The following is a 25641-nucleotide window of genomic DNA, read 5'->3' on the forward strand; positions in this document are numbered from 1 at the left end:
TCGTCATGCCCGCGTCAGCGCGGGAATCCATGCTTGTGAGGTGCGCTGGTGACGGTTGATCGCATCGTTTTGTGTGCCAGCGAGGCCTTGCAGGAAGGTGCGAATGCCGTGCCTTTCGACGTGGTCTACGCGGGGCATGCCTGTCGCGCATTCGCCATCCGCTTCGAGGGACAGGCGCATGCCTATCTGAACCGCTGCACGCACGTGGCCATGGAGATGGACTACCAGCCAGACCGCTTTTTCGATGATTCCGGGCGTTGGTTGCTGTGCGCAACCCATGGTGCGGTCTATGCGCCGGACAGCGGCGCCTGCGCTGGCGGCCCCTGCCGTGGCGGCCTGGTGAAAATCTCCCTGAGCGAAAGCGCGGGGGTGGTGCACTGGCATACTGCCGATAACCTGAAACCCGTCGAGTTCTGACATGACTTCCCCCATACCCCCGGAAAATCCTGGCTCCGCATCGCACCCTTCCCCGGGGGCGGACCTGTGGGCCCGGGCCACGCCCGCCGCGGCGGCTGCCGATGCGCGAACGGCGGCATCGAGCGGCTGGGAGCGGGACGTGCTGGAAAAGCTGGTCTTCGCCACCATCAACGAGCAGCGCGCCTCGCGCCGCTGGCGCCTCTTCGGCCGCCTGCTGTGGACGGCACTCATCCTGGTGGTCCTGTGGGTGCTGTTTGCCAAGGACACGGCGACCACGACCAGCTCCTCTCCGCATACCGCAGTGGTCGAGGTCAAGGGCGAGATCGCTGCAGGCGCCGACGCCAGCGCGGAATTCGTGGTGGCCGCCATGCGCAGCGCCTTCGAGGACTCGGGCTCGCGTGCCGTCGTGCTGCTGATCAACTCGCCAGGCGGCAGCCCGGTGCAGGCCGGCATCATCAATGACGAAATCGTGCGGCTCAAGGGCAAGTACGACAAGCCCCTGTATGCCGTGGTGGAGGAAACCTGCGCTTCGGCTGCTTATTACATTGCTGCGGCGGCCGACGAGATCTTTGTCGACAAGGCCAGCATCGTGGGCAGCATCGGCGTGCTCATGGATGGCTTCGGCTTCACGGGCGCCATGGAAAAGCTGGGCGTGGAGCGCCGCCTGCTGACGGCTGGCGAGAACAAGGGCTTCCTGGACCCGTTCAGTCCCATGTCCGAAGCACAGCGCGCCCATGCCCATCAGATGCTGGGCCAGATCCACTCGCAGTTCATCAATGTGGTCAAGGCCGGCCGTGGCGATCGCCTGCACGAGACGCCCGAGACGTTCAGCGGCCTGTTCTGGACGGGTCAGCAGGCCGTGGAGATGGGCCTGGCCGACAAGCTGGGCAGTCTTGACTACGTGGCCCGTGAAGTGGTCAAGGCGGAAGAGGTGGTGGATTACACGCGCCGCGACAACGTGGCCGAGCGCCTGGCCAAGCGTTTTGGCGCGGCCTTCGGTGGAGGTGCCGTTCAGGCGCTGCGCTCCAGCCTTCCGTCTCTGCGCTGATTTCCCTGGCGTCTGCCAAGATGCAAAAAGCCCGCCTTCTTGTGGAAGGCGGGCTTTTTTTGCTCATCGAGTAAGACAGTCTCAGCGACCGATGGAAAACACCACCGGCGTGCGGTTGTCCGGCACTTCCTTGTGCTGGCGCCATTCGCGCACCAGACGGCTTTCGATGCGGGAGCTCTCCAGTGTCAGGCCGCAGGCCAGCGCCAGGCGCGTATGGGGTTGCAGCGTCTGCAGCAAGGCCTGCCACAGCGCGGCGTTGCGGTAGGGCGTCTCTATGAACTGCTGGGTCTGGCCTTGGCGCAATGCCAGGGTTTCAAGCTCCTTGATGCGCTGAACCCGCCCGCCAGCGTCCTGCGGCAGGTACCCCACAAAGGCATAGTTCTGTCCGTTGAGTCCGCTGGCGGCCAGGGCCAGCAGCAACGACACCGGACCGATCAGGGGCACGACCCGTATGCCCAGATCATGCGCGGCGCGCACGATGGAGCTGCCGGGGTCGGCCACGGCGGGCATTCCGGCCTCGCTGACCAGTCCCATGTCGTGGCCCAGCAGCAAGGGGGCGAGCAGTGGCTTGGCATCGAAGACCGCCGCGCCCTTGTCGCCGTGGTCGCCCTTCTTGTGGGCCTCGCGCGGCAGTTCTGTGATCTGCTGGGCTTGCAAGGGCTGGGCCAGGGCGTGCAGTGCGTCAATGCGCTTCAGGTAGGCGCGCGTGCTTTTGGCGTTTTCGCAGATCCAGTGGGTCAGGCGTGCAGCGGTGCGCAGTGTTCCATCGGGCAGGACCTGCGTCAGCGGCATTTGCTCGTCGCAGCCGAAGTCCAGCGGCGCGGGCACCAGATAGAGCGTTCCTTTGGTGGGTTGGGTTGCAGCATCGTTCATGGCAGCACGGCTCCTGCGGCGCGCAGCAGCTGGCAGGTGCGGATCAGCGGCAGGCCGATCAGCGCCGTGGGGTCGTCGCTGACGATGGCATCCAGCAGCGCGATGCCCAGTCCTTCGCTCTTGGCGCTGCCTGCGCAGTCATAGGGCTGTTCGGCGCGCAGGTAGCGTTCGATCTCCGCGTCGTTGAGATCACGAAACCGGACCTGGACGGTGACCACATCGGTCTCGGCAAAGCCGCTTTCCCGGCAGACCACGCTCACGGCGGTGTGGAAATTCATCTGGCGCCCGCTCATCTGGCGCAGTTGTTCGGTGGCGCGCTCGTGGGTGCCGGGCTTGGACAGCGGCATGCCATCCAGCTCGGGTACCTGATCGGAGCCGATGACGACGGCGCCCGGGTGCAGCGCCGCCACGGCCTGTGCCTTGGCCAGGGCCAGTCGCAACGAAAGTGCATGCGGTGTTTCGCCGGTCAGCGGTGTCTCATCGACTTCCGGGGACACGGTCTGGAATGGTAGTTGCAGCCGTTCCAGAAGTTCGCGGCGGTAGCGTGAGGTGGAACCAAGGATCAGGGGGCGTGCCAGGCCGGGAGCCTGGGCTAAGGCGAGGTGGGAAGCTTGCATGCCCGGATTCTCTTACACTGCCCGCATGAGCAAGGAATTTTCTGCGGTCCGTCTCGATGTTCGCGCTTTTGCGCAATCGGCGGGCCATCTCCAGGGTCAGTCGGCGCTTTCGACCTTTCCTCGTCTGGCCGAGGATGCGCAGCCGGATGCCGCTGATGGGCACGGCGAGGTGCACTGGCAGGCTGACGGCGAACTGGTCGAGCAAACCGGCGGTTCGGGCCAGGTCTGGCTGCATCTGCAGGCCGATGCTGTCGTTCCGATGGTGTGCCAACGCTGCCTCACTGTGGCGCCCATCTCCCTCCAGGTCGATAGGTCTTTCCGCTTTGTTGCGGACGAGACCACGGCCGAGTCCGAGGATGACGAGAGCGACGAGGACCTGTTGGTGCTCAGCCGCGAATTCAACCTGCTTGAACTCATAGAGGATGAGCTGCTCATGGAGTTGCCTGTGGTGCCACGCCACGACAGCTGCCCCGAGCCGGTGAGCATGCAGTCCAGCGACGCAGACTTCGAGCAGGCCATCGAGGACAAGCCCAATCCATTTGCCGTGCTGCGCGGGCTGGATGTGGGCAAGTCAGCCGACTGATTGCGATGTCCGGAAAAAAGGCCGAGGCCGGGAAAAGCGATTGCGCTATAATCAAGGGCTTCGCGCGAAACCCCCTCGTGTCTTTAATGGGCTGATCGCGTTTTTTACCAACCCTTTTCAGATACACAGGAGCCATCATGGCTGTTCAGCAGAACAAGAAGTCCCCCTCCAAGCGCGGTATGCACCGTTCGCACAACGCACTGAATGTGCCTGGCATTGCCGTGGAACCCACCACCGGTGAAACCCATCTGCGTCACCACATCAGCCCCAACGGCGTGTACCGCGGCCGTCAAGTGCTGAAGAACAAGTCCGAAGCCTGATCTTCGACCGTTCCCGCAGGGCCCGCGGCTACAGTTTTCGTAGCGCGGGCTTTTGTTTTTTCTGATGGTTGCTCCTATCTTTCCAGGCCTTGCAACAGGCTTGCCAGTCGCACATGATCACTTTGGCCGTTGACTGCATGGGGGGTGATCACGGCCCCCGCGTCACGCTTGCGGCGTGCCGCCAGTTCCTCGATTCCCACCCCGATGCCCGGCTGCTGCTGGTCGGCCAGCCCGATGCGCTGGCTGGCTTTGCGCATGAGCGCGCCAGTGTGGTGCCGGCCTCGGAAGTGGTCGGCATGGATGATCCGATCGAGATGGCGCTGCGCAGGAAGAAGGATTCCTCCATGCGCATCGCCATCCAGCAAGTCAAGGATGGCGCGGCTGCCGCTGCTGTGTCGGCTGGAAACACGGGTGCGCTGATGGCCATCTCGCGCTACCTGCTCAAGACACTCGATGGCATTGATCGCCCTGCCATCGCGCCCCAGTTGCCCAATGCCAAGGGCGAGGCCACCACGGTGCTGGACCTGGGTGCCAATGTGGACTGCTCGGCCGAGCATCTGCTGCAGTTCGCCGTCATGGGCTCGGCCCTGGTGTCTGCCCTGAACAACGAAGAGGCGCCCTCGGTGGGTCTGCTCAACATTGGCGAGGAGCAGATCAAGGGCAGCGAGGTCATCAAGCGCGCTGGCGAACTGCTGCGCGCGGCCGGCAAGGCCGGTCATCTGAATTTCTACGGCAACGTCGAAGGCAACGACATCTTCAAGGGCACGACCCAGGTCGTGGTCTGTGATGGCTTTGTGGGCAACGTGGCTCTCAAGTCTTCCGAGGGGGTGGCGTCCATGATCTCCAATGCCCTCAAGCAGGAGTTCAAGCGCAACATCTTCACCAAAATGGCGGCCATCGTTGCCTATCCGGTGCTAACTGCTTTGATGAGGCGCGTGGATCATCGCCGCTACAACGGCGCGGCGCTGCTGGGCCTTCGCGGGCTGGTCTTCAAAAGCCATGGATCGGCCGATGCCTTGGCTTTCGAGCACGCGCTGAAGCGCGCGTATGATGCGGCCCGCAACAACCTGCTCGACCGTGTCCGTACCCGTATCTCCGCAGCCCTGCCTCTGTTGCTGGCTGCGCAGTCGGAATCGGGACCGTCGGCGCCCTAATACAGATGAGACGCTACGCACGCATCACCGGCACGGGCAGTTACCTGCCACCCCGCCGACTCACCAATCACGATCTGGCAGCCGAACTGGCCCAGCGCGGCATCGAGACCTCGGACGAGTGGATCGTCGAGCGCACCGGCATCCATGCCCGACACTTTGCCGCGCCAGAAGTGGCCAGCAGCGATCTGGCCTTGGAGGCATCGAAGAAGGCGCTGGAAGCCGCCGGCTGCCAGCCGCAGGATATCGACCTGATCATCGTCGCCACATCGACGCCGGACATGGTCTTCCCGTCCACGGCATGCATCCTGCAAAACAAGCTCGGCGCCAATGGCTGTGCGGCCTTTGATGTGCAAGCCGTATGCAGCGGCTTTGTCTACGCCCTCACCGTGGCCGACGCCATGATCCAGTCCGGCGCTGCGAGCCGCGCGCTGGTGGTGGGCTCCGAAGTATTCAGCCGCATCCTGGACTTCAACGACCGGACGACCTGCGTGCTGTTCGGTGACGGTGCCGGAGCCGTGGTGCTGGAGGCGTCCGAGCAGCCAGGCATCCTGGCTTCCGACCTGCATGCCGACGGCAAGCATGTCGGCATCCTGTGCGTGCCAGGCAATGTCTCCGGTGGCCAGATCCTCGGTGATCCGCTGCTGAAGATGGATGGGCAGGCCGTGTTCAAGCTGGCGGTCGGCGTGCTGGAGAAGGCCGCTCGCGCCACGCTGGACAAGGCAGGGCTCACCGATGCCGACATCGACTGGCTGATCCCCCATCAGGCCAATATCCGCATCATGCAAAGCACGGCGCGCAAGCTCAAGCTGTCCATGGACAAGGTGGTGGTGACGGTGGACCAGCATGGCAACACGTCGGCTGCCTCGATCCCCCTGGCGCTGGACCACGGCGTGCGCAGTGGCCAGGTCAAGCCCGGTCAGACCGTGCTGCTGGAAGGTGTTGGCGGCGGCTTCACCTGGGGCGCGGTACTTCTCAAGATGTGATGCGGGATGCCTGCCTGAGGGCAGGTGCCCATGGCGCGGCCTTTATTTTTGAAAATCATGAAGAAGTTTGCATTCGTCTTTCCTGGTCAGGGTTCGCAATCGGTAGGCATGCTCGACGGATGGGGTGACCATCCCGTCGTGGCCCAGACCTTGGTCGAAGCCTCCGATGCCCTCGGCGAAAACATCGGCCAGCTGATCCAGCAGGGGCCGAAGGAAGCTCTGGCGCTCACCACCAATACCCAGCCCGTGATGCTGGTGGCCGGTGTGGCTGCCTGGCGCGTCTGGCAGGCCGAAGGCGGCGCGCTGCCCGACGTTGTGGCGGGCCACTCGCTGGGTGAGTACACGGCCCTGGTCGCGTCAGGTGTGCTGACCCTGGCCCAGGCTGCGCCGCTGGTGCGGCTGCGCGCGGCTGCCATGCAGGAGGCCGTTCCCGTGGGAACCGGTGCCATGGCTGCCATCCTGGGGCTGGATGCCGACAAGGTGCGCGCAGGCTGCGCAGAAGTCACGGCGGCATTGGGTGGTGCGGAAGTCGTCGAGGCCGTGAATTTCAACGACCCCTCGCAGACCGTGATTGCCGGCAGCAAGGCGGCTGTCGAGAAGGCCTGCGAGGCCCTCAAGGCCGCAGGCGCCAAACGTGCGCTGCCGCTGCCGGTGTCGGCGCCTTTCCATTCCAGCCTGATGAAGCCTGCGGCCGAAAAGCTCAAGGCGGCGCTGGCTGCCACCGTGCTGGCTGCGCCGCGCATCCCAGTGCTCAACAACATCGACGTGACTGTGCAGCAGGATGCCGACGCCATTCGCGATGCGCTGTATCGCCAGGCCTTCGGCCCGGTGCGCTGGGTGGAATGCGTTCAGGCCATGAAGGCCCGCGGCGTCGTCCACCTCGTCGAGTGCGGTCCCGGCAAGGTGCTGATGGGCCTGACCAAGCGGATTGACGCGGACCTGACGGCCGCTGCCCTCTATGACCCGGCCACGCTGGCCGACGTGAAAGAATCCCTCGCATGACTGACAACCAGAACAAGCCCCAGGTTGCCCTGGTGACGGGTGCCTCGCGCGGCATCGGTGCCGCCATTGCCCAGGAGCTGGCAGCACGCGGCTACCGCGTGATCGGCACGGCCACCACCGATGGTGGTGCCGAGAAGATCAACCAGGCCCTGTCGGCCCATGAAGGCTGCCGTGGCGTGAACCTCAATGTCACGGACGTGACCGCCGTCGATGCCCTGATCGACAGCATCGTCAAGAATGACGGTGGCCTGCATGTGCTGGTCAACAATGCCGGCATCACGCGCGACACCCTGGCCATGCGCATGAAGGACGATGACTGGGATGCGGTGATCGACACCAATCTCAAGGCGGTTTTCCGAGTCAGCCGTACGGCCATTCGGCCCATGATGAAGCAGCGCTTCGGACGCATCATCAACATCACCAGCGTCGTTGGTGCCTCCGGAAACCCCGGTCAAGCCAACTATGCAGCTGCCAAGGCCGGCGTTGCCGGCATGACGCGTGCGCTGGCCCGTGAACTGGGCAGCCGCGGCATCACGGTCAATTGCGTGGCTCCGGGCTTCATCGCCACCGACATGACGGCGGAGCTGCCTGAAGAGCAGAAAAATGCCCTGAAATCGCAGATCGCCATGGGTGATCTGGGCCAGCCCAGCGACATCGCCCATGCCGTGGCCTATCTCGCATCGGCGGGCGCAGGCTACGTCACCGGCCAGGAATTGCACGTCAACGGCGGCATGTACATGTAAGCGCTGCGGCGGCTGCGGGCAGATCCCTGCCAGAAGCCGCCGTTGCTTGCAACCGAAGAGGCCGTTTCCTCGCGACGGCCGGCTGAAGAGGGCGTAAGGTCCGAAACGGCTAGAATCGCGGGTTCATTCACAACCCCCAGAGGGAAACCATGAGCGATATCGAAGCACGTGTCAAAAAAATCATTGCCGAACAACTCGGCGTTGAAGAGTCTCAAGTCACCAACGAAAAGGCCTTCGTGGCTGATCTGGGTGCTGACTCCCTGGACACGGTGGAGCTGGTGATGGCCCTGGAAGATGAATTCGGCATCGAGATCCCCGACGAAGACGCGGAAAAGATCACGACGGTGCAAAACGCCATCGACTACGCCAACACCCACCAGAAGGCCTGACAGGGCCCTGACCCGAGCGATCAGCAGAAGGTTTTACGCATGAGCCGTCGTCGCGTTGTCGTGACCGGCCTGGGTTGCATCTCCCCCGTGGGTAACACGGTGGGCGACGCCTGGGCCAATCTTTTGGCCGGCCAGTCCGGCATTGACCTCATCACCAAGTTCGATGCCTCGAACTTTGCCTGCAAGATTGCGGGCGAGGTCAAGGGATTCGATGTGGAGTCGTACATGAGCGCCAAGGATGCGCGCTCCATGGACACCTTCATCCATTACGGCATCGCTGCTGCGGCGCAAGCCGTGCAGGACTCAGGTCTGCCCACGGGCGAGGCCTTGTCGGATGATCTGGCTACGCGCATCGGCTGTGTGATCGGTTCGGGCATCGGCGGCTTGCCGCTGATCGAGAACACCCACGCAGAACTGGCTGCGCGCGGACCGCGCCGCATCACGCCGTTCTTCGTGCCTGCCTCCATCATCAACATGGTGGCTGGCCATGTGTCCATGCGGTTTGGCTTCAAGGGGCCGAATCTCGCCGTGGTGACTGCCTGCACGACCGGGCTGCACTGCATAGGCGAAGCAGGACGCATGATCGAATACGGCGATGCCGATGTGGTGGTGGCTGGTGGCACGGAAGCCACGGTCTCCCCGCTGGGCGTCGGCGGCTTTGCCGCCATGCGCGCACTGTCCACGCGCAATGATGATCCCAAGGCCGCCTCGCGTCCCTGGGACAAGGACCGCGACGGCTTTGTGCTGGGTGAAGGTGCAGGCGTGCTGGTGCTGGAAGAGTACGAGCATGCCAAGGCCCGCGGTGCCAAGATCTATGCTGAACTGTGCGGCTACGGCATGAGTGCCGATGCCGGCCACATGACGGCGCCCAACATGGACGGCCCGCGCCGCGCCATGCTGTCAGCTCTGCGCAACGCCGGCATCAACGCCGACCAGATCGATTATCTGAATGCGCACGGCACATCCACGCCGCTGGGCGACCTCAACGAGACCAATGCCATCAAGGCGGCTCTGGGCGATCACGCCAAGAAAATCGTTGTCAGCTCGACCAAGTCCATGACCGGTCACCTGCTGGGTGGCGCTGGCGGCATCGAGAGCGTCTTCACCGTGCTGGCACTGCACGAGCAGAAGATTCCCCCGACCATCAATCTGGACAACCAGGATCCCGAGTGCGATCTCGACTACTGCGCCAACACGGCACGGGATGCGAAGATCGAAGTGGCAGTGAAAAACAACTTCGGGTTCGGCGGCACCAACGGAACGCTGGTGTTCAAGCGAATCTGAGGCCTGCACACCTCACCATGAAAAGCCCGCCCCGCAAGGGAGCGGGCTTTTTTATTTCTCCCATGGGTCAGGGCGCGTCCGGCAGGGGTGGAACGCATGTCAGACATGCTGCGGTTTTGCGACACTGCAGGCATGACGTCACGCCATGCCCCGCCCGCAGTCCGCCATCCGCTGAATCCACCACGGGGGTCGGTCGCATGCCTGTGCGCGCTTTGGCTGCTGGCGGCCATGCTTTTGCTGGCGTGGGCGCTTGATCTACAGTCCGGATGGGGACCTGCCGTCGTGGCTGTCACGGGTTCTCTGGTTGCAGCTACAGGCATGTGGCATGGATGGCGCGCCCTGGGCAGAGGCTTTGTTGCATGGGATGGCGCGCAGTGGTGGCTTGGTGAGGCAGCCGCTGCCCACGATGCGCAGCCGGTGCTGCTGCAGGTGCGCGCTGACGGTGGTCAATGGCTATGGGCGCAGGCCAGACCCGTTTCGACGGGGTCTTTGCGCTGGCGAAGCTCCCGCTGGCTGCTGCTGTCTTACAGGCAGAGTCCTGAAACCTGGGGTGATTTGCGGCGTGCTGTATATTTCCCGCCCAGACCTACAGAACGCGCGCAGTGACTGCGCCAGGGCCGCCACGGCCCGTCTTCACCGATTTCATGACGCCTCCCGAATTCCCGCCTTCTTCTGCCGACAGCGACCTGGCTCTGGTCGAGCGCACCAACGCAGGAGACATGCGGGCCTTCGAGCTGCTGGTCATCAAGTACCAGCGCCGCATCGAGCGCCTCATTGGCCGCATGGTGCGCGACGTGGACCTGGTGCCTGACATTGCGCAGGAAACCTTCATCCGGGCCTATCGGGCGCTGCACCAGTTCCGGGGTGATGCCCAGTTCTACACCTGGCTGTATCGCATCGCCGTGAATACCGCCAAGAAGGCGCTGCTGGACATGAAGCGCTCGCCGCTGATCACCGAAAGCGCGTTACACAACGGGGATGACGATGATGAAACTTCCCGGCTCAGCCAGGAACTAACCACCGAAGAAACACCCGAAACGATCCTGGCGGCCCAGGAGATTGCCCAGGCAGTCAATGCCGCCATGGAGGCCTTGCCCGAAGATCTCCGTCAAGCCGTCACGTTGCGGGAAATCGAAGGCCTGAGCTACGAGGAAATCTCGAACGCCATGGGTTGTCCCATAGGCACCGTGCGTTCACGCATCTTCCGTGCACGCGAAGCGATTTCAGCGAGAGTCAAGCCTTTGCTGGAGCGCCAGTCTGGCAAGCGGTGGTAGCAACGGGTGATGGCCATCGGGTGGCGCATTTTTTGGGTACAGGGTCTCAGAGCAGACAGGCAGGTGATTGATCATGAATGACGATCTGACGAAGCGCGAACAATTGTCGGCATTGGCTGATGGCGAACTCTCTGCCGCGGAGCTGCAGGCCGCGCTGGCCTATGCGCAAAGCGATGCAGGCCAGCAGGAATGGCGCATGTACCACCTGGTGGGCGATGTGCTGCGCTCTCCTGAGCTGGCGCACCACAGCCGGCACGATCTGCTTTCCGGAATCCGCTCCCAGTTGGCCAATGAGCCGCGCCGCCCCCTGGTTCCCGTCGCCGCAGACGAGCTGGAGCAGGTCGCGCGCCCGGCGCACGGCAGGGCCGTCGTCAATGGCGCGCCGCTGCACGATGCAGCCAATGCGTCGGTATTCCGCTGGAAGATGGCTGCGGGTTTTGCGTCCGTGGCGGCCGTGGCTGCCATTGGCTGGAGCGTGATGGTCGGCGCGCCTGCAGGCCCCGGCGCGGCGCCGGGCCGGGCATTGGCCGCCCTTGAAACGGGGGCGCCTGCAGCGGCTGCTGTCGCTGGAAATGCCCAGGACTTCCCTCTCGGAGATACGGCCCAATCCTCTTCGGTGGTGGCTGTGGCAGGCCCTTACGGCCAAAGCGTCATGCTGCGTGATCCGCGCCTGGATGCGCTGCTGGCCTCCCATCCGCAATACAGTGGTCCGGCCACGTTGCAGATGCCGGCCAGCTTCCTGCGCAATGCCAACTTCGCCTCGGCACCGCGCGCGAACCAGCGCTGAATCCCGCAGGAGAGCATGACTCTCCTGCCTTCTTTTGCACCCGCGTCCAGCCGTTCGGCATTGAAATGGACGCGGGTGCAGTCATTTGTGGCCCATGCACGGCGGTTCGCGCCGCATGCATGCTGCCGATTCGGGAACTAACAGCGTCTTTCAGGCTTCTGAGCCATCGTCTGGCCGGTGCATGCCGGGACTGCGCCAGAATGTGGCGTTCGTCCGAGATGCAAGTCGGCACCGCGTATCTGAACAGGCCGCCCGGGCGCAATGGGCACGGGGGCAACACAATGATTGAGAAGGAAAGGATCACCATGACCACAGTTCGATGGAAGACGCTGCAGTCCTGCACACTGGCAGGCGTTCTGGCGCTGGCTGCTGGCAGCGCCTCAATGCTGGTGCCGGTGAGTGCCGCTCATGCGCAAAGCGGTGCCGTGGTGCGGGGTCTGCCGGACTTCACCGACCTGGTCGAGCAGGTAGGGCCTTCCGTGGTCAACATCCGTACGTTGGAGAAGGCGTCGGCCAACTCTGCCGAGGCGCTGGGCATGGATGAGGACATGCTCGAGTTCTTCCGCCGCTTCGGCCTGCCCGTGCCCAATGTGCCGCGCCAACGCCCCCAGCCGCGTTCACAGCCTGACGAGGAGCAGCCGCGTGGCGTGGGGTCGGGCTTCATCCTGACGGCGGACGGCTTTGTGATGACCAATGCCCACGTGGTCGAAGGCGCTGACGAGGTCATCGTCACGCTGACCGACAAGCGTGAGTTCAAGGCCAAGATCGTGGGCAGCGACAAGCGCACCGACGTGGCTGTGGTCAAGATCGATGCCACCGGACTGCCCGCCGTGAAGATCGGCGACGTGAACCGTCTCAAGGTCGGTGAGTGGGTGATGGCCATCGGATCGCCCTTCGGCCTCGACAACTCGGTCACCGCAGGCATCGTCAGCGCCAAGCAGCGCGACACGGGAGACTATCTGCCCTTCATCCAGACCGATGTGGCCATCAATCCCGGCAACTCGGGCGGCCCGTTGCTGAACATGCGCGGCGAGGTCGTGGGCATCAATAGCCAGATCTATTCGCGTTCCGGCGGTTTCATGGGGATCAGCTTCGCGATTCCGATCGACGAGGCCGTACGCGTCAGCGACCAACTGCGCGCCACCGGCAAGGTCACGCGAGGGCGCATCGGCGTGCAAATCGGGCAGGTCACCAAGGACATTGCCGAATCCATCGGCCTGGGCAAGGCTCAGGGTGCGCTGGTCTCTGCCGTGGAACCCGATTCCCCAGCCGCCAAGGCCGGCGTCGAGGCGGGTGACGTGATCATCAAGTTCGATGGGAAGGCCATTGAGAAGGTCGCCGACCTGCCGCGTCTGGTGGGCAATACCAAGCCCGGAACGCGCAGCACCATCACGGTATTCCGCCGCGGAGCCGCCAAGGATCTGACCATGGTGATCGCCGAAGTCGAGCCCGATGGCGCTCCCCAGGCAAAGGCTGCAGGCAAGGGCAGCACCCTGGTCTCCCAGTCGCTGGGCCTGACGCTGGCCGAACTCACGGATGCCCAGAAAAGGGAATTGGGCATCAAGGGCGGTGTCCGCGTGACGGCCGCTGTCGAGGCGGCAGCACGCGCAGGCCTGCGCGAAGGTGATGTGATCCTGCAACTGGCCAATGTCGAGATCACGGGGCTCAAGAGCTTCGAGGCCACGCTGGCCAAGGTGGACAAGAGCAAGCCGGTGAACCTTCTGGTGCGCCGCGGCGAATGGGCTCAGTACGTGCTCATCCGTCCTGCCCGCTGAGGGGCTGGAGCAGGCCGGTTTTTCGGGGTCCTGGGGAATACCCTCGGAATCCGGACCAAGGCCTGCCCATGCCCCTTGGGGCATTGGGTAAAATGCCCCACCAAAGCGTGACGGCTCAAGGCGTCAGAAACCTGTTTTCAAAGAGGATTGTTGCGGTGCAAAAGCACCGCACTATCCGGTGATCGACGGGCTAGAAATGGCTTGTCGGGTCTGTTGATAAACTGTTGATAAATAATTGTGACAGATCAAGCCCGGAGCTTTGCAGGCCTTGTCAGGGCTTGGTTTCCAGCCCTTTTTGCCTACAATAAAGTCCCAACTATCGCAGTTGCCAGAGATTGTTGGTTCGGGGCGCGTCGTTCATGGACGCGCCCTTTTTTCTTGCGCGCCGACCCTGTCGTTTTCCACTTTCACTAGCAGTCCTTCTCGTTGATGAACCACATCAGAAATTTTTCCATCATTGCGCACATCGACCATGGCAAGTCGACGCTGGCCGACCGCCTGATCCAGCGTTGCGGAGGCCTGGCTGACCGTGACATGGAAGCCCAGGTGCTGGACTCGATGGATATCGAGAAAGAGCGCGGCATCACCATCAAGGCGCAGACGGCTGCCCTGCAGTACAAGGCCAAGGATGGTCAGGTCTACAACCTCAACCTCATCGACACGCCCGGCCACGTGGACTTCTCGTACGAAGTCTCGCGCTCCCTGTCGGCCTGCGAGGGAGCGCTGCTGGTGGTGGACGCCTCTCAGGGCGTAGAGGCACAGACCGTGGCCAACTGCTATACCGCGCTGGATCTCGGCGTGGAAGTGACGGCCGTTCTCAACAAGATGGATCTGCCGCAGGCCGACCCCGACAACGCCAAGGCCGAGATCGAGGACGTCATCGGCATCGATGCCAGCGATGCCATTCCCTGCTCGGCCAAGACCGGCATGGGCATCGACGAGATCCTGGAGGCCGTGGTTGCCAAGGTGCCGCCGCCCAAGGGCAATCCCAATGGCCAACTGCGCGCCATGATCATCGACAGCTGGTTCGACACTTACGTGGGCGTCGTGATGCTGGTGCGCGTGGTCGATGGTGAACTCAAGCGTGGCGAGCGCTTCAAGATGATGGCTTCGGGCGCTGCCTACGAAGCCAACAACCTGGGCGTGTTCACTCCGGCCGACGTGCCGCGCGACGCGCTGCGCGCCGGCGAGGTGGGCTACATCATCGCCGGCATCAAGGAGCTCAAGGCAGCCAAGGTGGGCGACACCATCACGCTGGAAAAGAAGCTTCCCAACAATCTGGGCCCTGCCACCGAAGCCCTGCCCGGCTTCAAGGAAATCAAGCCCCAGGTGTTCGCGGGTCTGTACCCCACCGAAGCCAGCGAATATGACCAGCTGCGCGATGCGCTGGAAAAGCTGCAGCTCAACGATTCGTCCCTGCAGTTCGAGCCTGAAGTCTCTCAGGCGCTGGGCTTCGGCTTTCGCTGCGGCTTCCTGGGCCTGCTGCACATGGAAATCGTGCAGGAGCGCCTGGAGCGCGAATTCGACCAGGACCTGATCACCACCGCGCCCAGCGTGGTCTACGAAGTGGTCAAGGGCGATGGCGAGGTCATCCAGGTCGAGAACCCGTCCAAGATGCCCGATGCCGGCCGTATCGAGGAGGTGCGCGAGCCCATCGTCACCGTCCACCTGTACATGCCCCAGGACTATGTGGGCCCGGTGATGACGCTGGCCAACCAGAAGCGTGGCGTGCAGATCAACATGCAGTACCACGGTCGCCAGGTGATGCTGACCTATGAGATGCCGCTGGGCGAGATCGTGCTGGACTTCTTCGACAAGCTCAAGTCGGTCTCGCGCGGCTATGCCTCCATGGACTACGAGTTCAAGGAGTACCGCGCCTCCGACGTGGTCAAGGTGGACATCCTGCTCAACGGCGAGAAGGTCGATGCGCTGTCCATCATCGTGCACCGCTCCCAGGCCACGTACCGCGGCCGGGCCGTGGTGGCGAAGATGCGCGAGATCATCAGCCGCCAGATGTTCGACGTGGCCATCCAGGCCGCCATCGGGGCCAACATCATTGCTCGGGAAACCGTCAAGGCCATGCGCAAGAACGTGCTGGCCAAGTGCTATGGCGGCGACATCACCCGCAAGCGCAAGCTGCTGGAGAAGCAAAAGGCCGGCAAGAAGCGCATGAAGCAGATCGGTTCGGTGGAAGTGCCTCAGGAGGCCTTCCTGGCCATCTTGCAAGTGGAGGATTGATGCAAGCCATGCAATGGATTACGGCCGTCGTGCTGGCGGCTTTCGTGGGCTATATCGGCGCCTGGTACACGGGCTTCATCGAGGGCAACTTCGCGTTGCTGCTGTTCCTGGCCACCGTGGTCACGGGCCTGTACTGGGTGGCCGAACGGCTGTATTTCCTGCCCCGCCGCCGCCGCGCCGCCGTGGCCATCGAGGAGGCTGCCGTGGCGCGCCGCGCAGAACTCGACCGCATGGGCATCGCCAAGACCGACATCGAGGTGTCGGAAGAGGCCAAGGGCCGCATCCTCATGCAGCCCTGGTGGCTGGACTGGACCGCGGGCCTGTTCCCCGTGATCGCCATCGTCTTTGTCCTGCGCTCGTTCCTGTTCGAGCCGTTCAAGATTCCCTCGGGCTCCATGATCCCCACGCTGCTCGTGGGCGACCTGATCCTGGTGAACAAGTTCACCTACGGCGTGCGCCTGCCGGTGATCAACACCAAGATCACCCAGGGCCAGCCGCTGCAGCGCGGCGATGTGGTGGTGTTCCGCTATCCTCCGCAACCCAGCCTGGACTACATCAAGCGCGTGGTGGGCCTGCCGGGTGACGAGATCTCCTATCTGAACAAGCGGCTGACGGTCAATGGCAAGGAAGTCCCGGTCAGCGAACTGCCTGACTTCTTCGACAAGGACGCGATGCGCTACTTCAAGCAGTACGAGGAGTCGCTGGGCGACAAGCCGCACCGCATGATCGTGAACCAGGACGTGCCCGCATTCATCCAGGGTGCCAGCGGCTTCGAGTTCCGCGAGAACTGCCGCTACAGCGTCGAAGGCATCACCTGCAAGGTGCCCGAGGGCCAGTACTTCATGATGGGCGACAACCGCGACAATTCGCTGGATTCCCGATACTGGGGCTTTGTGCCCGACAAGAACATCGTTGGCCGGGCCTTCTTCGTCTGGATGAACTTCGGGGATTTCAAGCGCATCGGCGGCTTCCATTGATCACATGCATGCCTGAGGGCCAGATGCCCCCAGGCATGCGCGAGGGATTCACATCGGAGGAGGAAAAAGCATGTTGACATCGAACAACCGGCGTTCGCGCCAGCGCGGTCTGTCCTTTCTGGGACTGGTGTTTGTGATTGCCCTGGGCGTGGGTGTGGTGGCCGTGGGCGCACAATCAGTGCCGGTCTTCCTGGAGTATCAGGCCATCGTCAAGGCCGCCAACAAGGCGGCCCGCGAAGGCAATTCCGTGGCCGAGGTCAAGGCCAGCTTCGAGCGTTCCGCCGCCATTGATGACTTCACATCCGTGAAGGGCGCAGACCTCGAGGTGACCAAAATCAATGACCGTGTGGTGGTGGGGTTCGAATATTCGCGCGAGATCCATCTCGTGGGCCCCGCCTACCTGACTTACCGTTTTAAGAAGCAGACCCAATAGGTGCCTCCCTTACTGAATGCGCTGCAGCTGAGGCTGCAGCATCAATTTGCCGAGCCTGCATTGCTGCAGCGTGCCGTCACGCACCGCAGTTTCTCGGCAGACAACAACGAGCGCCTGGAATTCCTCGGCGACTCGGTGCTGAATCTTGCCATTTCCAGCCTGCTCTACCAGCGGCTCAGTTCCATGCCCGAGGGCGATCTGTCCCGCGTGCGCGCCAACCTGGTCAAGGAAGGCACGCTGCACCAGATCGCGCTGAGGCTGCAGTTGCCCGATCTGCTGCGCCTGGGCGAAGGCGAATCCAAGTCGGGCGGCAAGCAACGCCCCTCCATCCTGGCCGATGCGGTCGAGGCCCTGATCGGCGCAGTGTATCTGGACGCCGGCTACGCTGCGGGCGAGAAGGTGGTACACCATCTCTTCGAGGGCGTGGACATCAACCCCCACATGCGCGCAGCCGAAAAGGATGCGAAGACGGCCCTGCAGGAATGGCTGCAGGGGCGGCGCATGAAGCTGCCGCAGTACGAAGTGGTTGCCACCACGGGCGCCGCCCATCGCCAGACCTTCGAGGTGGCCTGCGCGATTGCCGAGTTGCAACTGCAGGCCCGGGGAACGGGTGCCTCGCGCAGGGCCGCCGAGCAGACGGCTGCCACAGCCATGCTGGAACTATTGAAAGCAAGACACGCATGAACCAAGACAAACCCCCGGCGCCGACACAGACCGCCGCCGAACTCGACGCCCTGCTGGCTGCGGCCAAGCCCGGCGCTGGCGCAGCTCGCACGGCATCCGCTGCTGATGACACCCCGGCACCCGAGGTGCCGACCGGCCCGCAGCGCTGCGGCCTGATCGCCATCGTCGGCAAGCCCAATGTGGGCAAGTCCACGCTGATGAATGCGCTGGTGGGCCAGAAGATCAGCATCACCTCGCGCAAGGCGCAGACCACGCGCCACCGCATCACGGGCATTCGCACGCGCGCCGCGACGCAGTTCATCTTTGTCGATACGCCGGGTTTCCAGACCAAGCACAGCACGGCACTGAACAAGTCGCTCAACAAGACCGTGATGGGCGCCATCGGCGACGTGGACCTGATCCTGTTCGTCGTGGAAGCCGGCCAGTTCACGCTGGCCGATGCCAAGGTGCTGTCGCTGTTCAAGCCTGGCATCCCCACGCTGCTGATTGCCAACAAGCTGGACACCGTGGGCCGCCGTGCCGAGATCGCACCCTGGCTCAAGGGCATGCAGGAGCGCCATCCGTTCGCCGAATTCGTGCCCATGTCGGCCAAGAACAAGGGAGACATCGAACGCCTGTTCGGCATCTGCGAGAAGTACCTGCCCGAGCAGGACTGGATGTACGCCGCCGACGAGCTGACCGACCGCAGCGAGAAGTTCCTCGCCTCGGAGACCGTGCGCGAGAAGCTGTTCCGATTCACGGGCGACGAGCTGCCCTACACCTCCACGGTGGTCATCGACAAGTTCGAGGAAGAGGCCAGCAAGCAGCACAAGCGTTTCATCCGCGTGGCGGCCACCATCGTGGTCGAACGCGACGGCCACAAGGCCATGATCATCGGAGAGAAGGGCGAGCGCCTCAAGCGCATCAGCACCGAGGCGCGCCAGGAGCTGGAAAAGCTCATGGATGCCAAGGTCTTCCTCGAAGTCTGGGTCAAGGTCCGCTCCGGCTGGGCCGACGACGAAGCCCGCGTGCGTTCGTTCGGCTACGAGTGAGCACCCTTACCGCAAGGCCCTGGGTCCATGGCTAGCGCCAAGCGTGTCTCGGACGAGCCGGCCTTCGTCCTGCACAGCTACGACTGGAGCGAGTCCAGCTTGATCCTTGAGGTCTTCACGCGTCACCGGGGCCGCGTGGCGCTGGCGGCCAAGGGCGTCAAGCGGCCGACCTCGAACTTTCGCCCCGTGCTGCTGCCGCTGCAGCCGCTGAGCCTGAGCTACAGCCTGGGCGGCGAGGGCAATGGCGAGATCCATACCCTCAAGGGCGCAGAGTGGGTGGGCGGGCATGTCATGCCCCAGGGTGACGCCCTGCTGTCGGGCCTGTACCTCAACGAGCTGCTGATGCGCCTGCTGGCGCGCGACGATCCCTACGCGGCGCTGTTCGACATCTATGCCGGTGTGGTGCGCGTGCTGGCAGGCCAGCATGGCGATGCCATCGAGCCCGTGCTGCGCACCTTCGAGCTGCTGCTGCTGCGCGAATTGGGCCATCTGCCTGCCTTGAATGAGGAAAGCGCCACGCTGGCGCCGCTGGCCGAGGGGCGTCGCTATGCGCTGGTGGCCGAAGGCGGCCTGCGCCCGGCGCTGCAGGGCGAGCGCGCCGTGCTGGGCGCTGCGCAGTGGCAGGCCATTGAAAGCGCGCTGCAGGCTCGGCAGGCCTTCAACGCCACACTGCATGTGGTGGCCCAGCCCGAGGCGGCGCTGGCCCTCAAGCCCCAACTGAGGGCCTTGCTGCAATACCATTGCGGCAGTCCCATGCTGCGCACCCGCCAGCTGATGATGGATCTGCAATCGCTATGAATCTTTCCCACGCTTCGCAGCGCACGGCGCTGTCGGTCAATGTCAACAAGGTTGCGCTGCTGCGCAACACGCGCCATCTGGGCATTCCCAGCGTGACGCGCGCCGCGCGCATCTGCCTGGAGGCCGGTGCCCAGGGCATCACCATCCATCCGCGTCCCGACCAGCGCCATATCCGCAGCGAAGATGTCTATGAACTGCATGCGCTGATGAAGCATTGGCCGCAGGCGGAGTTCAACATCGAGGGCAACCCGACGCAGAACCTGATGGACTTCATCCGGGCCACGCGCCCGCATCAGGCCACCTTCGTGCCCGACAGCGAGGACCAGTTCACCAGCGACCATGGCTGGAACTTCCCGCAGGATGCCGAGCGCCTGAAGCCGCTGATCGCCGAATGCCGCCAACTCGGCGTGCGCGTCAGCCTGTTCATGGACCCGGTTCCCGCACAGATGGCCGCTGCGCGCGCCGCGGGCGCCGACCGGGTCGAGCTGTACACCGAGCCCTATGCGGCCGCCTGGGGCACGGCAGACCAGGAAGTTCAACTGCAGGCCTACGCGGCGGCGGCCCAGGCTGCGCTGGACGCCGGGCTGGGCATCAATGCCGGCCATGACCTCAGCCGCGACAACCTGGCCGCCTTCGTGGCGCGCGTGCCGGGCCTGCTCGAAGTCTCCATCGGCCATGCGCTGATCGCCGACGCGCTGGAGCTGGGCTACGCCCAAACCGTGCGCGCCTACCAGCAGTGCATAGACCAGGGCATGGCGGCGCGCGCCTGAAGCTTTCGCGGAGCGAATCCATGATCTACGGCATCGGTACCGACATCTGCGACGTGCGCCGCATCCGCGCCAGCCTGGAGCGCCATGGCGACCGTTTCGCCGAGAAGGTGCTGGCCGAAGGCGAACTGTCCACCTGGCGAGCCCGCCGCGCGCGCTGGCCCGAGCGCGGCATCCGCTTCGTCGCCACGCGCTTTTCCGCCAAGGAGGCCTTTTCCAAGGCCATAGGCATGGGCATGGTCATGCCCATGACCTGGCGCAGCTGCGAGGTCGTCAAGCTGCCCAGTGGCCAGCCAGCCATCGTGCTGCACGGCGCGCTCAAGGAATGGTTCGAGGCACGGAACCTGCAGGTTCACCTGTCCGTGACCGACGAGAGCGACTACGCGGCCAGCTTCTGCGTGGTCGAGCGCCGCGCCTGACACCCGGCCGGCGCAGCGCTGGCTTTTTTGACTCCACAGGATTCATAGCATGACCGAGCACGCACCCCTGATCATCGACATCGCCGGCAAGGCGCTCACCGACGCGGACCGCCGGCGCCTGGCGCATCCGCTGGTCGGCGGCATCATCCTCTTCGCCCGCAACTGGGAAAGCCGCGAGCAACTGGTGCAGCTGTGCGCCGATATCAAGGGCGTCAAAGCCGACCTGCTGATCTGCGTGGACCACGAGGGCGGGCGCGTGCAGCGTTTTCGTGCCGACGGATTCACGCATCTGCCGCCCATGCGCGCCTTCGGCCAGATGTGGATGGACGACGGCAAGGGCAGCAGGCAGCGCGAAGGCAGCGGCGCCCTGGCTGCCATGAACGCCGCCACGGCGGCCGGCTACGTGCTGGGCACCGAACTGCGCGCCTGCGGCGTGGATTTCAGCTTCACCCCGGTGCTGGACCTTGACTATGGTGCCAGCAGCGTCATCGGCGACCGCAGCTTCCACCGCGACCCGCGCGTGGTGGCGGCGCTGGCCCGCAGCCTCATGCACGGCCTGCTGCAGGCCGGCATGGGCAACTGCGGCAAGCACTTTCCCGGCCACGGCTTCGTCAAGGCCGATTCGCATGTGGACATTCCGGTCGATGGCCGCAGCCTCACCGCCATCCTGGGCGAGGATGCCGCGCCCTATCCCTGGCTGTCCAGCGTGCTCACGGCCGTGATGCCGGCCCATGTGATCTACCCCAAGGTCGACAGGCGCCCGGCCGGTTTTTCCGCCAAGTGGCTCAAGGACATCCTGCGCAGCCGCCTGCGCTACGACGGCGCCATCTTCAGCGATGACCTGAGCATGGAGGGCGCGCGCCGCATCGACGGGCAACTCATCGGCTACACCGACGCAGCCCTGGCCGCGCTGGAGGCCGGCTGCGACATGGTGCTGCTGTGCAACCAGAGCCTGGGCCTGGGCGAGCATGTGGACGAGCTGCTGGCCGGCATGGAGGCCGCGCAGCGCAGTGGCCGCTGGCAGCCCGATGCCGACAGCGAATCGCGCCGCCTGGCCCTGCTGCCGGAGACCGTGCCCCAGCCCTGGGACGATCTCATGCGCCAGCCGGCCTACCTCCAGGCGCTGGACCTGCTGCCTTGATGGATTGACGAGCGCAGCGGCTGGCCGGCTGAGGGCTGGCGGGCCTTGCAAAGGCTGTGCGGGCCATGGAGGACGCGCACGCCAAGTGTTTTCACAGGAGAGTTTTCCCATGCGCGTTGGCGTGCTGACCGGAGGTGGCGATTGCCCCGGCCTGAATGCGGTGATCCGTGCGGTCACCAAGTCCCTGATCAACCACGGCCAGTGCGAGGTGCTGGGCATTGCCGACGGCTTCGAGGGCCTGATGCTCGACCCGCCCGGCGTCAAGCCCCTGGGCTGGGACGAGGTCTCGGGCATCCTGCATGTGGGCGGCACCATCCTGGGCACCAGCAACAGCGCCAATCCCCTGCGCGATGAGGCCACGCTGGAGCATGTGGGTCGCAACGTCCGGGCGCTGGGACTGGACGTGGTGGTGGCCATCGGCGGCGACGGCACCATGAGCCTGGCGCATGGCCTGGCCGAACAGGTGGGCCTGACCTGCGTGGGCGTGCCCAAGACCATAGACAACGACATTGCCAATTGCGAGCGCAGCTTTGGCTTCGACACCGCCGTGGCCACGGCCACCGAGGCGCTGCGCCGCATCGAGAGCACAGCCAACAGCCACCACCGCGTGATGATCGTCGAGACCATGGGACGCCATGCCGGATGGCTGGCGCTGGAGGCCGGCATTGCCGGTGCGGCCGACGTCATCCTGCTGCCCGAGATCGACTACGACCTGCAGGCCATCGTGGATTTCTGCCGCATGCGCGAGCAGCGCCAGCGCTACACCATCATCTGCATCGGCGAGGGCGCCAAGGAAAGCGGTGCCAGCCTCACGGTGCGTGAGCGCATAGAGCAAAGCCCGGACCCCGTACGCCTGGGCGGCGTCGGCCATGTGCTGCGCGAGCGCCTGCAGCCCCATCTCAGGAGCGAGGTGCGCACCACGGTGCTGGGCCATGTGCAACGCGGCGGCGACCCCACTCCCTTTGACCGCGTGCTGGCCACCCAGTACGGCCACCATGCGGCGCAGCTGGTGCTGTCCGGCGGCTTTGGGCGCATGGTCACGCTGCAGGGCGGGCAGATCGGCAGCGTGGAAATCTCACGCGTGGCCAACACCCAGCGCACCGTGCCGCTGGACCACGGCCTGCTCACCATGGCGCGCGACATAGGCATTTGCCTGGGCGAGCCCCGCAAGCCTGCTGCGTCGCCGGCCGCCGCTGGCCGCCACTGAGCCCGCCATGCGGCAACAGGGGCGCATCACCGGCTGGAAGGACGAGCAGGGCTTCGGCTTCATCGAGCCCGATGGCGGCGGGGCGCCGGTCTTTGTCCACATCAAGTCCTTCACCGATCGCCGCCGCAGGCCCGAGGGCGGCGAGCGCGTCAGCTACGTGCCCGGCCGCAACGCCCAGGGGAAATGGCGCGCCCAGGATGTCGCCTTCATTGGCGAGTCCAGGAGCGGCCATCCGCAGCCTGCGCGGCGACGCCGTGCCGGCATGTCCTCGCGGCCTCAGTCAACTGTGCGAGGCCAGGTGGCAGTGGGGCTGGCCGCTGCCTTCTTCTGCGTGCTGATGGCCGTTGCCTGGATTGGCCGCATGCCCTGGGCACTGGTCGGCCTGTATGCGGCGGCAAGCCTGGTGACCTTCATGGTCTACGGATTCGACAAGTCCGCCGCCGTGCACGACCGCTGGCGTACCAGCGAAGGCCGCCTGCACCTGCTGGCGCTGCTGGGCGGCTGGCCTGGCGCGTTGCTCGCGCAAGGGCTGCTGCGGCACAAGTCCAGCAAGGCCTCGTTCCAGTTGGTGTTCTGGATCACCGTGGGGATCAACTGCGGCCTGCTGGCCTGGCTGCTGTCACCGGCGGGTGCGCCGTTGCGGGCTCTGGCACCCGGCATCTTCTGAAGACCCAAGGAGCAGGCGATGACCCAGGCTGGACCAGGGGCCGAAATGCCCAGCGCAAACGATGCATCGCTGCAGACCTGGCAGGCATCTTGGCAGCATGCCTGGTCCGCACTGGGCGCCAGCGCGCCGCAGCCTGTGCTGGCCGAGCTGCTGCAAAGCTACAGCGAGCCACAGCGCCACTACCACACGCTGCAGCATCTGGGCGAGGCCATGGGCCTGCTGCAGCCGGCGCTGGGCCTGGCCGCGCACCCCGGCGAGGTGGCGCTGGCGCTGTGGTTCCATGATGCCGTCTACGAAACCCAGGCCAAGGACAACGAGGCGCGCAGCGCCGACTGGGCCGTGGCCGTGGTGCGCGGGCAGGGCCTGCCGGCGGAGGTGGCCGGGCGCGTGCACGGCCTGATCATGGCGACCTGTCACGCTGCACAGCCGTCCGGGATCGACGCCCAACTGCTGGTGGATGCCGACCTGGGCATTCTCGCGGCCGACCCTCTGCGGTTTGCCGAGTACGAGGTACAGGTGCGGGCCGAGTACGAATGGGTGCCCTTGCCGCTGTACCGCGCCAGGCGCCGCGAGGTGTTGCTGGGCTTCATGCAGCGCGAGGCCATCTACTGCACCGACTGGTTCCGGCAACGGCTGGAGGCGCGGGCGCGGTGCAACCTCGCGCAGGCGCTGGGTTTGTAGGCGGCGCCTGTGTCGGCATCCTATGATCGGGGGCTGCTGCGGGCCGTGCAGGCCTGCCTCCCTCTCTTTCTTATCTTGCCCAGGCTCTGCCTGGCTCACCGGACGCGCAGATGACCACCCTTGGAACCCCTTACTCCCCCCATGCCACCAAAGTCATGCTGCTGGGCAGCGGCGAACTCGGCAAGGAAGTGCTGATCGCGCTGCAGCGCCTGGGCGTGGAAACCATTGCCGTGGACCGTTACGAGAACGCGCCCGGCCAGCAGGTGGCCCACCACGCACGCACCATCACCATGAGCGATCCGGCCCAGCTCAAGGCCTTGATCGAGGCCGAGAAACCCGGCCTGGTCGTGCCCGAGATCGAGGCCATTGCCACGCCCATGCTCGAAGAGCTGGAAGCGGCAGGCGTGGTCACCGTGATCCCCACGGCCCGCGCCGCGCGCCTGACCATGGACCGCGAAGGCATTCGCCGCCTGGCCGCCGAGACGCTGGGCCTGGCCACCAGCCCTTACCGCTTCTGTGATTCGCAGCAGGAACTGCAGGCTGCCATCGACGGCACGGATGGCCAGCCCGCCATCGGCTTTCCCTGCGTGGTCAAGCCCGTGATGAGCAGCTCGGGCAAGGGCCAGAGCAAGCTGGACGGCCCGGACGACGTGGCCAAGGCCTGGGACTACGCCATGGCCGGCGGCCGCGTGAGCCATGGCCGTGTGATCGTCGAAGGCTTCATCGACTTCGACTACGAAATCACCCAGCTCACGGTGCGCGCCAAGGGTGCGGACGGCCAGGTGCAGACGCATTTCTGCGATCCCATCGGCCACATCCAGCAGTCCGGCGACTATGTGGAAAGCTGGCAGCCCCATCCCATGCACCCGGCGGCGCTGCAGAAGTCGCGCGACATCGCCAAGGCGGTGACCGATGACCTGGGCGGCCTGGGCCTGTTTGGCGTGGAGCTGTTCGTCAAGGGCGAGCAGGTCTGGTTCAGCGAAGTCTCGCCACGCCCGCACGACACGGGGCTGGTCACGCTGGCCACGCAGTGGCAAAGCGAATTCGAGCTGCATGCCCGCGCCATTCTGGGCCTGCCCGTGGATGCCTCGCTGCGCAACCCCGGCGCCAGCGCCGTGATCTATGGCGGGCAGGATGCCGAAGGCCTGGTGTTCGACGGCGTGGACGAGGCCCTGGCCGTGCCGGGCACGGACCTGCGCCTGTTCGGCAAGCCAGAGAGCTTCGTCAAGCGCCGCATGGGCGTGGCCCTGGCGCGCGCCCAGGATGTGGAGCAGGCGCGAACCAACGCCAAGCTGGCCGCCAGCAAGGTCCGGCCGCGCAAGCCCTGAGGCGCTGCCCAATGACAAAGC

At 64.9% G+C, this 25641-nt stretch carries 28 protein-coding genes; 26 read left to right on the forward strand and 2 right to left on the reverse strand.

Features of this window, described 5'->3' with window-relative positions:
- Positions 1-48 precede the first annotated feature (48 nt).
- Together U6958_RS08950 and U6958_RS08955 are read left to right on the forward strand one after the other, a co-directional pair.
- Positions 49-417, forward strand: a complete 369-nt coding sequence (locus U6958_RS08950) for a Rieske 2Fe-2S domain-containing protein (protein WP_016451170.1) — start codon at positions 49-51, stop codon at positions 415-417.
- 1 nt (position 418) lies between these two features.
- Complete coding sequence (locus U6958_RS08955; protein ID WP_016451171.1) at positions 419-1465, forward strand: S49 family peptidase; 1047 nt, start codon at positions 419-421, stop codon at positions 1463-1465.
- An 81-nt stretch (positions 1466-1546) separates the two neighbouring features.
- On the opposite strand, the gene U6958_RS08960 is transcribed toward U6958_RS08955, so the two are convergent.
- Positions 1547-2338 (reverse strand): SAM-dependent methyltransferase, encoded by a 792-nt coding sequence (locus U6958_RS08960; protein ID WP_074921058.1) that lies wholly within the window; start codon positions 2336-2338, stop codon positions 1547-1549.
- On the reverse strand, positions 2335-2955 hold the full coding sequence (locus U6958_RS08965) for a Maf family nucleotide pyrophosphatase (protein WP_016447799.1): 621 nt from the start codon (positions 2953-2955) through the stop codon (positions 2335-2337). The genes U6958_RS08960 and U6958_RS08965 overlap by 4 nt, the downstream gene beginning before the upstream one ends.
- Positions 2956-2980: 25 nt before the next feature.
- Between U6958_RS08965 and U6958_RS08970 the strand changes: the two genes are divergently transcribed.
- The 24 genes from U6958_RS08970 (at position 2981) to purT (ending at position 25620) form a co-directional block, all read left to right on the forward strand.
- On the forward strand, positions 2981-3538 hold the full coding sequence (locus U6958_RS08970; protein ID WP_074921057.1) for a DUF177 domain-containing protein: 558 nt from the start codon (positions 2981-2983) through the stop codon (positions 3536-3538).
- A gap of 137 nt (positions 3539-3675) precedes the next feature.
- Entirely contained in the window at positions 3676-3858 is a 183-nt protein-coding gene (rpmF, locus tag U6958_RS08975; RefSeq protein WP_012207072.1) for a 50S ribosomal protein L32, read from the forward strand.
- Positions 3859-3971: 113 nt separating this feature from the next.
- Complete coding sequence (gene plsX / locus U6958_RS08980; protein WP_016451174.1) at positions 3972-5012, forward strand: phosphate acyltransferase PlsX; 1041 nt, start codon at positions 3972-3974, stop codon at positions 5010-5012.
- A gap of 5 nt (positions 5013-5017) precedes the next feature.
- Entirely contained in the window at positions 5018-5995 is a 978-nt protein-coding gene (locus U6958_RS08985) for a beta-ketoacyl-ACP synthase III (RefSeq protein WP_016447796.1), read from the forward strand.
- Positions 5996-6052: 57 nt separating this feature from the next.
- A complete protein-coding gene (fabD, locus tag U6958_RS08990; protein WP_034347649.1) occupies positions 6053-6997 on the forward strand; it encodes an ACP S-malonyltransferase in 945 nt (314 codons plus the stop codon).
- Positions 6994-7740 carry a 3-oxoacyl-ACP reductase FabG gene (gene fabG / locus U6958_RS08995; protein WP_016451176.1) on the forward strand — a complete coding sequence of 249 codons (747 nt, stop codon included), beginning with the start codon at positions 6994-6996 and terminating at the stop codon, positions 7738-7740. The genes fabD and fabG overlap by 4 nt, the downstream gene beginning before the upstream one ends.
- A gap of 149 nt (positions 7741-7889) precedes the next feature.
- Positions 7890-8129, forward strand: a complete 240-nt coding sequence (gene acpP / locus U6958_RS09000) for an acyl carrier protein (protein ID WP_003058049.1) — start codon at positions 7890-7892, stop codon at positions 8127-8129.
- Between the two features lie 39 nt (positions 8130-8168).
- On the forward strand, positions 8169-9413 hold the full coding sequence (gene fabF / locus U6958_RS09005) for a beta-ketoacyl-ACP synthase II (protein WP_016447793.1): 1245 nt from the start codon (positions 8169-8171) through the stop codon (positions 9411-9413).
- A 644-nt stretch (positions 9414-10057) separates the two neighbouring features.
- A complete protein-coding gene (gene rpoE / locus U6958_RS09010; RefSeq protein WP_016447792.1) occupies positions 10058-10687 on the forward strand; it encodes an RNA polymerase sigma factor RpoE in 630 nt (209 codons plus the stop codon).
- A gap of 73 nt (positions 10688-10760) precedes the next feature.
- Complete coding sequence (locus tag U6958_RS09015) at positions 10761-11474, forward strand: sigma-E factor negative regulatory protein (RefSeq protein ID WP_074921128.1); 714 nt, start codon at positions 10761-10763, stop codon at positions 11472-11474.
- Positions 11475-11779: 305 nt separating this feature from the next.
- A complete protein-coding gene (locus U6958_RS09020; RefSeq protein WP_026062374.1) occupies positions 11780-13249 on the forward strand; it encodes a DegQ family serine endoprotease in 1470 nt (489 codons plus the stop codon).
- Between the two features lie 429 nt (positions 13250-13678).
- A complete protein-coding gene (lepA, locus tag U6958_RS09025) occupies positions 13679-15487 on the forward strand; it encodes a translation elongation factor 4 (RefSeq protein WP_016447789.1) in 1809 nt (602 codons plus the stop codon).
- Entirely contained in the window at positions 15487-16464 is a 978-nt protein-coding gene (lepB, locus tag U6958_RS09030; RefSeq protein WP_016451178.1) for a signal peptidase I, read from the forward strand. The genes lepA and lepB overlap by 1 nt, the downstream gene beginning before the upstream one ends.
- Before the next feature lie 70 nt (positions 16465-16534).
- Positions 16535-16897 carry a DUF4845 domain-containing protein gene (locus tag U6958_RS09035; protein WP_016451179.1) on the forward strand — a complete coding sequence of 121 codons (363 nt, stop codon included), beginning with the start codon at positions 16535-16537 and terminating at the stop codon, positions 16895-16897.
- The gene (rnc, locus tag U6958_RS09040) at positions 16898-17581 is read left to right on the forward strand and encodes a ribonuclease III (RefSeq protein ID WP_012207060.1); all 684 of its coding nucleotides are present in this window, start codon (positions 16898-16900) and stop codon (positions 17579-17581) included. It begins immediately after the preceding gene.
- Positions 17578-18612 carry a GTPase Era gene (era, locus tag U6958_RS09045; protein WP_047326616.1) on the forward strand — a complete coding sequence of 345 codons (1035 nt, stop codon included), beginning with the start codon at positions 17578-17580 and terminating at the stop codon, positions 18610-18612. The genes rnc and era overlap by 4 nt, the downstream gene beginning before the upstream one ends.
- 27 nt (positions 18613-18639) lie before the next feature.
- Positions 18640-19410 (forward strand): DNA repair protein RecO, encoded by a 771-nt coding sequence (recO, locus tag U6958_RS09050; protein WP_016451180.1) that lies wholly within the window; start codon positions 18640-18642, stop codon positions 19408-19410.
- Positions 19407-20180, forward strand: coding sequence for a pyridoxine 5'-phosphate synthase (locus tag U6958_RS09055; RefSeq protein WP_016447784.1), 774 nt, complete (start codon positions 19407-19409; stop codon positions 20178-20180). The genes recO and U6958_RS09055 overlap by 4 nt, the downstream gene beginning before the upstream one ends.
- A 20-nt stretch (positions 20181-20200) precedes the next feature.
- Positions 20201-20596, forward strand: a complete 396-nt coding sequence (gene acpS, locus U6958_RS09060) for a holo-ACP synthase (protein ID WP_016447783.1) — start codon at positions 20201-20203, stop codon at positions 20594-20596.
- A gap of 49 nt (positions 20597-20645) precedes the next feature.
- On the forward strand, positions 20646-21737 hold the full coding sequence (gene nagZ / locus U6958_RS09065) for a beta-N-acetylhexosaminidase (protein WP_016451181.1): 1092 nt from the start codon (positions 20646-20648) through the stop codon (positions 21735-21737).
- A gap of 109 nt (positions 21738-21846) precedes the next feature.
- Positions 21847-22944: a 6-phosphofructokinase gene (locus U6958_RS09070; protein ID WP_016447781.1), complete on the forward strand. Its 1098-nt coding sequence runs from the start codon at positions 21847-21849 to the stop codon at positions 22942-22944.
- A 7-nt stretch (positions 22945-22951) separates the two neighbouring features.
- A complete protein-coding gene (locus U6958_RS09075; RefSeq protein WP_016451183.1) occupies positions 22952-23611 on the forward strand; it encodes a cold shock and DUF1294 domain-containing protein in 660 nt (219 codons plus the stop codon).
- A gap of 18 nt (positions 23612-23629) precedes the next feature.
- Positions 23630-24292, forward strand: coding sequence for an N-methyl-D-aspartate receptor NMDAR2C subunit (locus U6958_RS09080; RefSeq protein ID WP_074921055.1), 663 nt, complete (start codon positions 23630-23632; stop codon positions 24290-24292).
- Positions 24293-24402: 110 nt separating this feature from the next.
- Entirely contained in the window at positions 24403-25620 is a 1218-nt protein-coding gene (gene purT, locus U6958_RS09085; RefSeq protein ID WP_046239857.1) for a formate-dependent phosphoribosylglycinamide formyltransferase, read from the forward strand.
- Positions 25621-25641: the final 21 nt, after the last annotated feature.

The sequence above is a fragment of the Delftia lacustris genome (assembly GCF_040267515.1).
Taxonomy (GTDB): domain Bacteria; phylum Pseudomonadota; class Gammaproteobacteria; order Burkholderiales; family Burkholderiaceae_C; genus Comamonas; species Comamonas tsuruhatensis.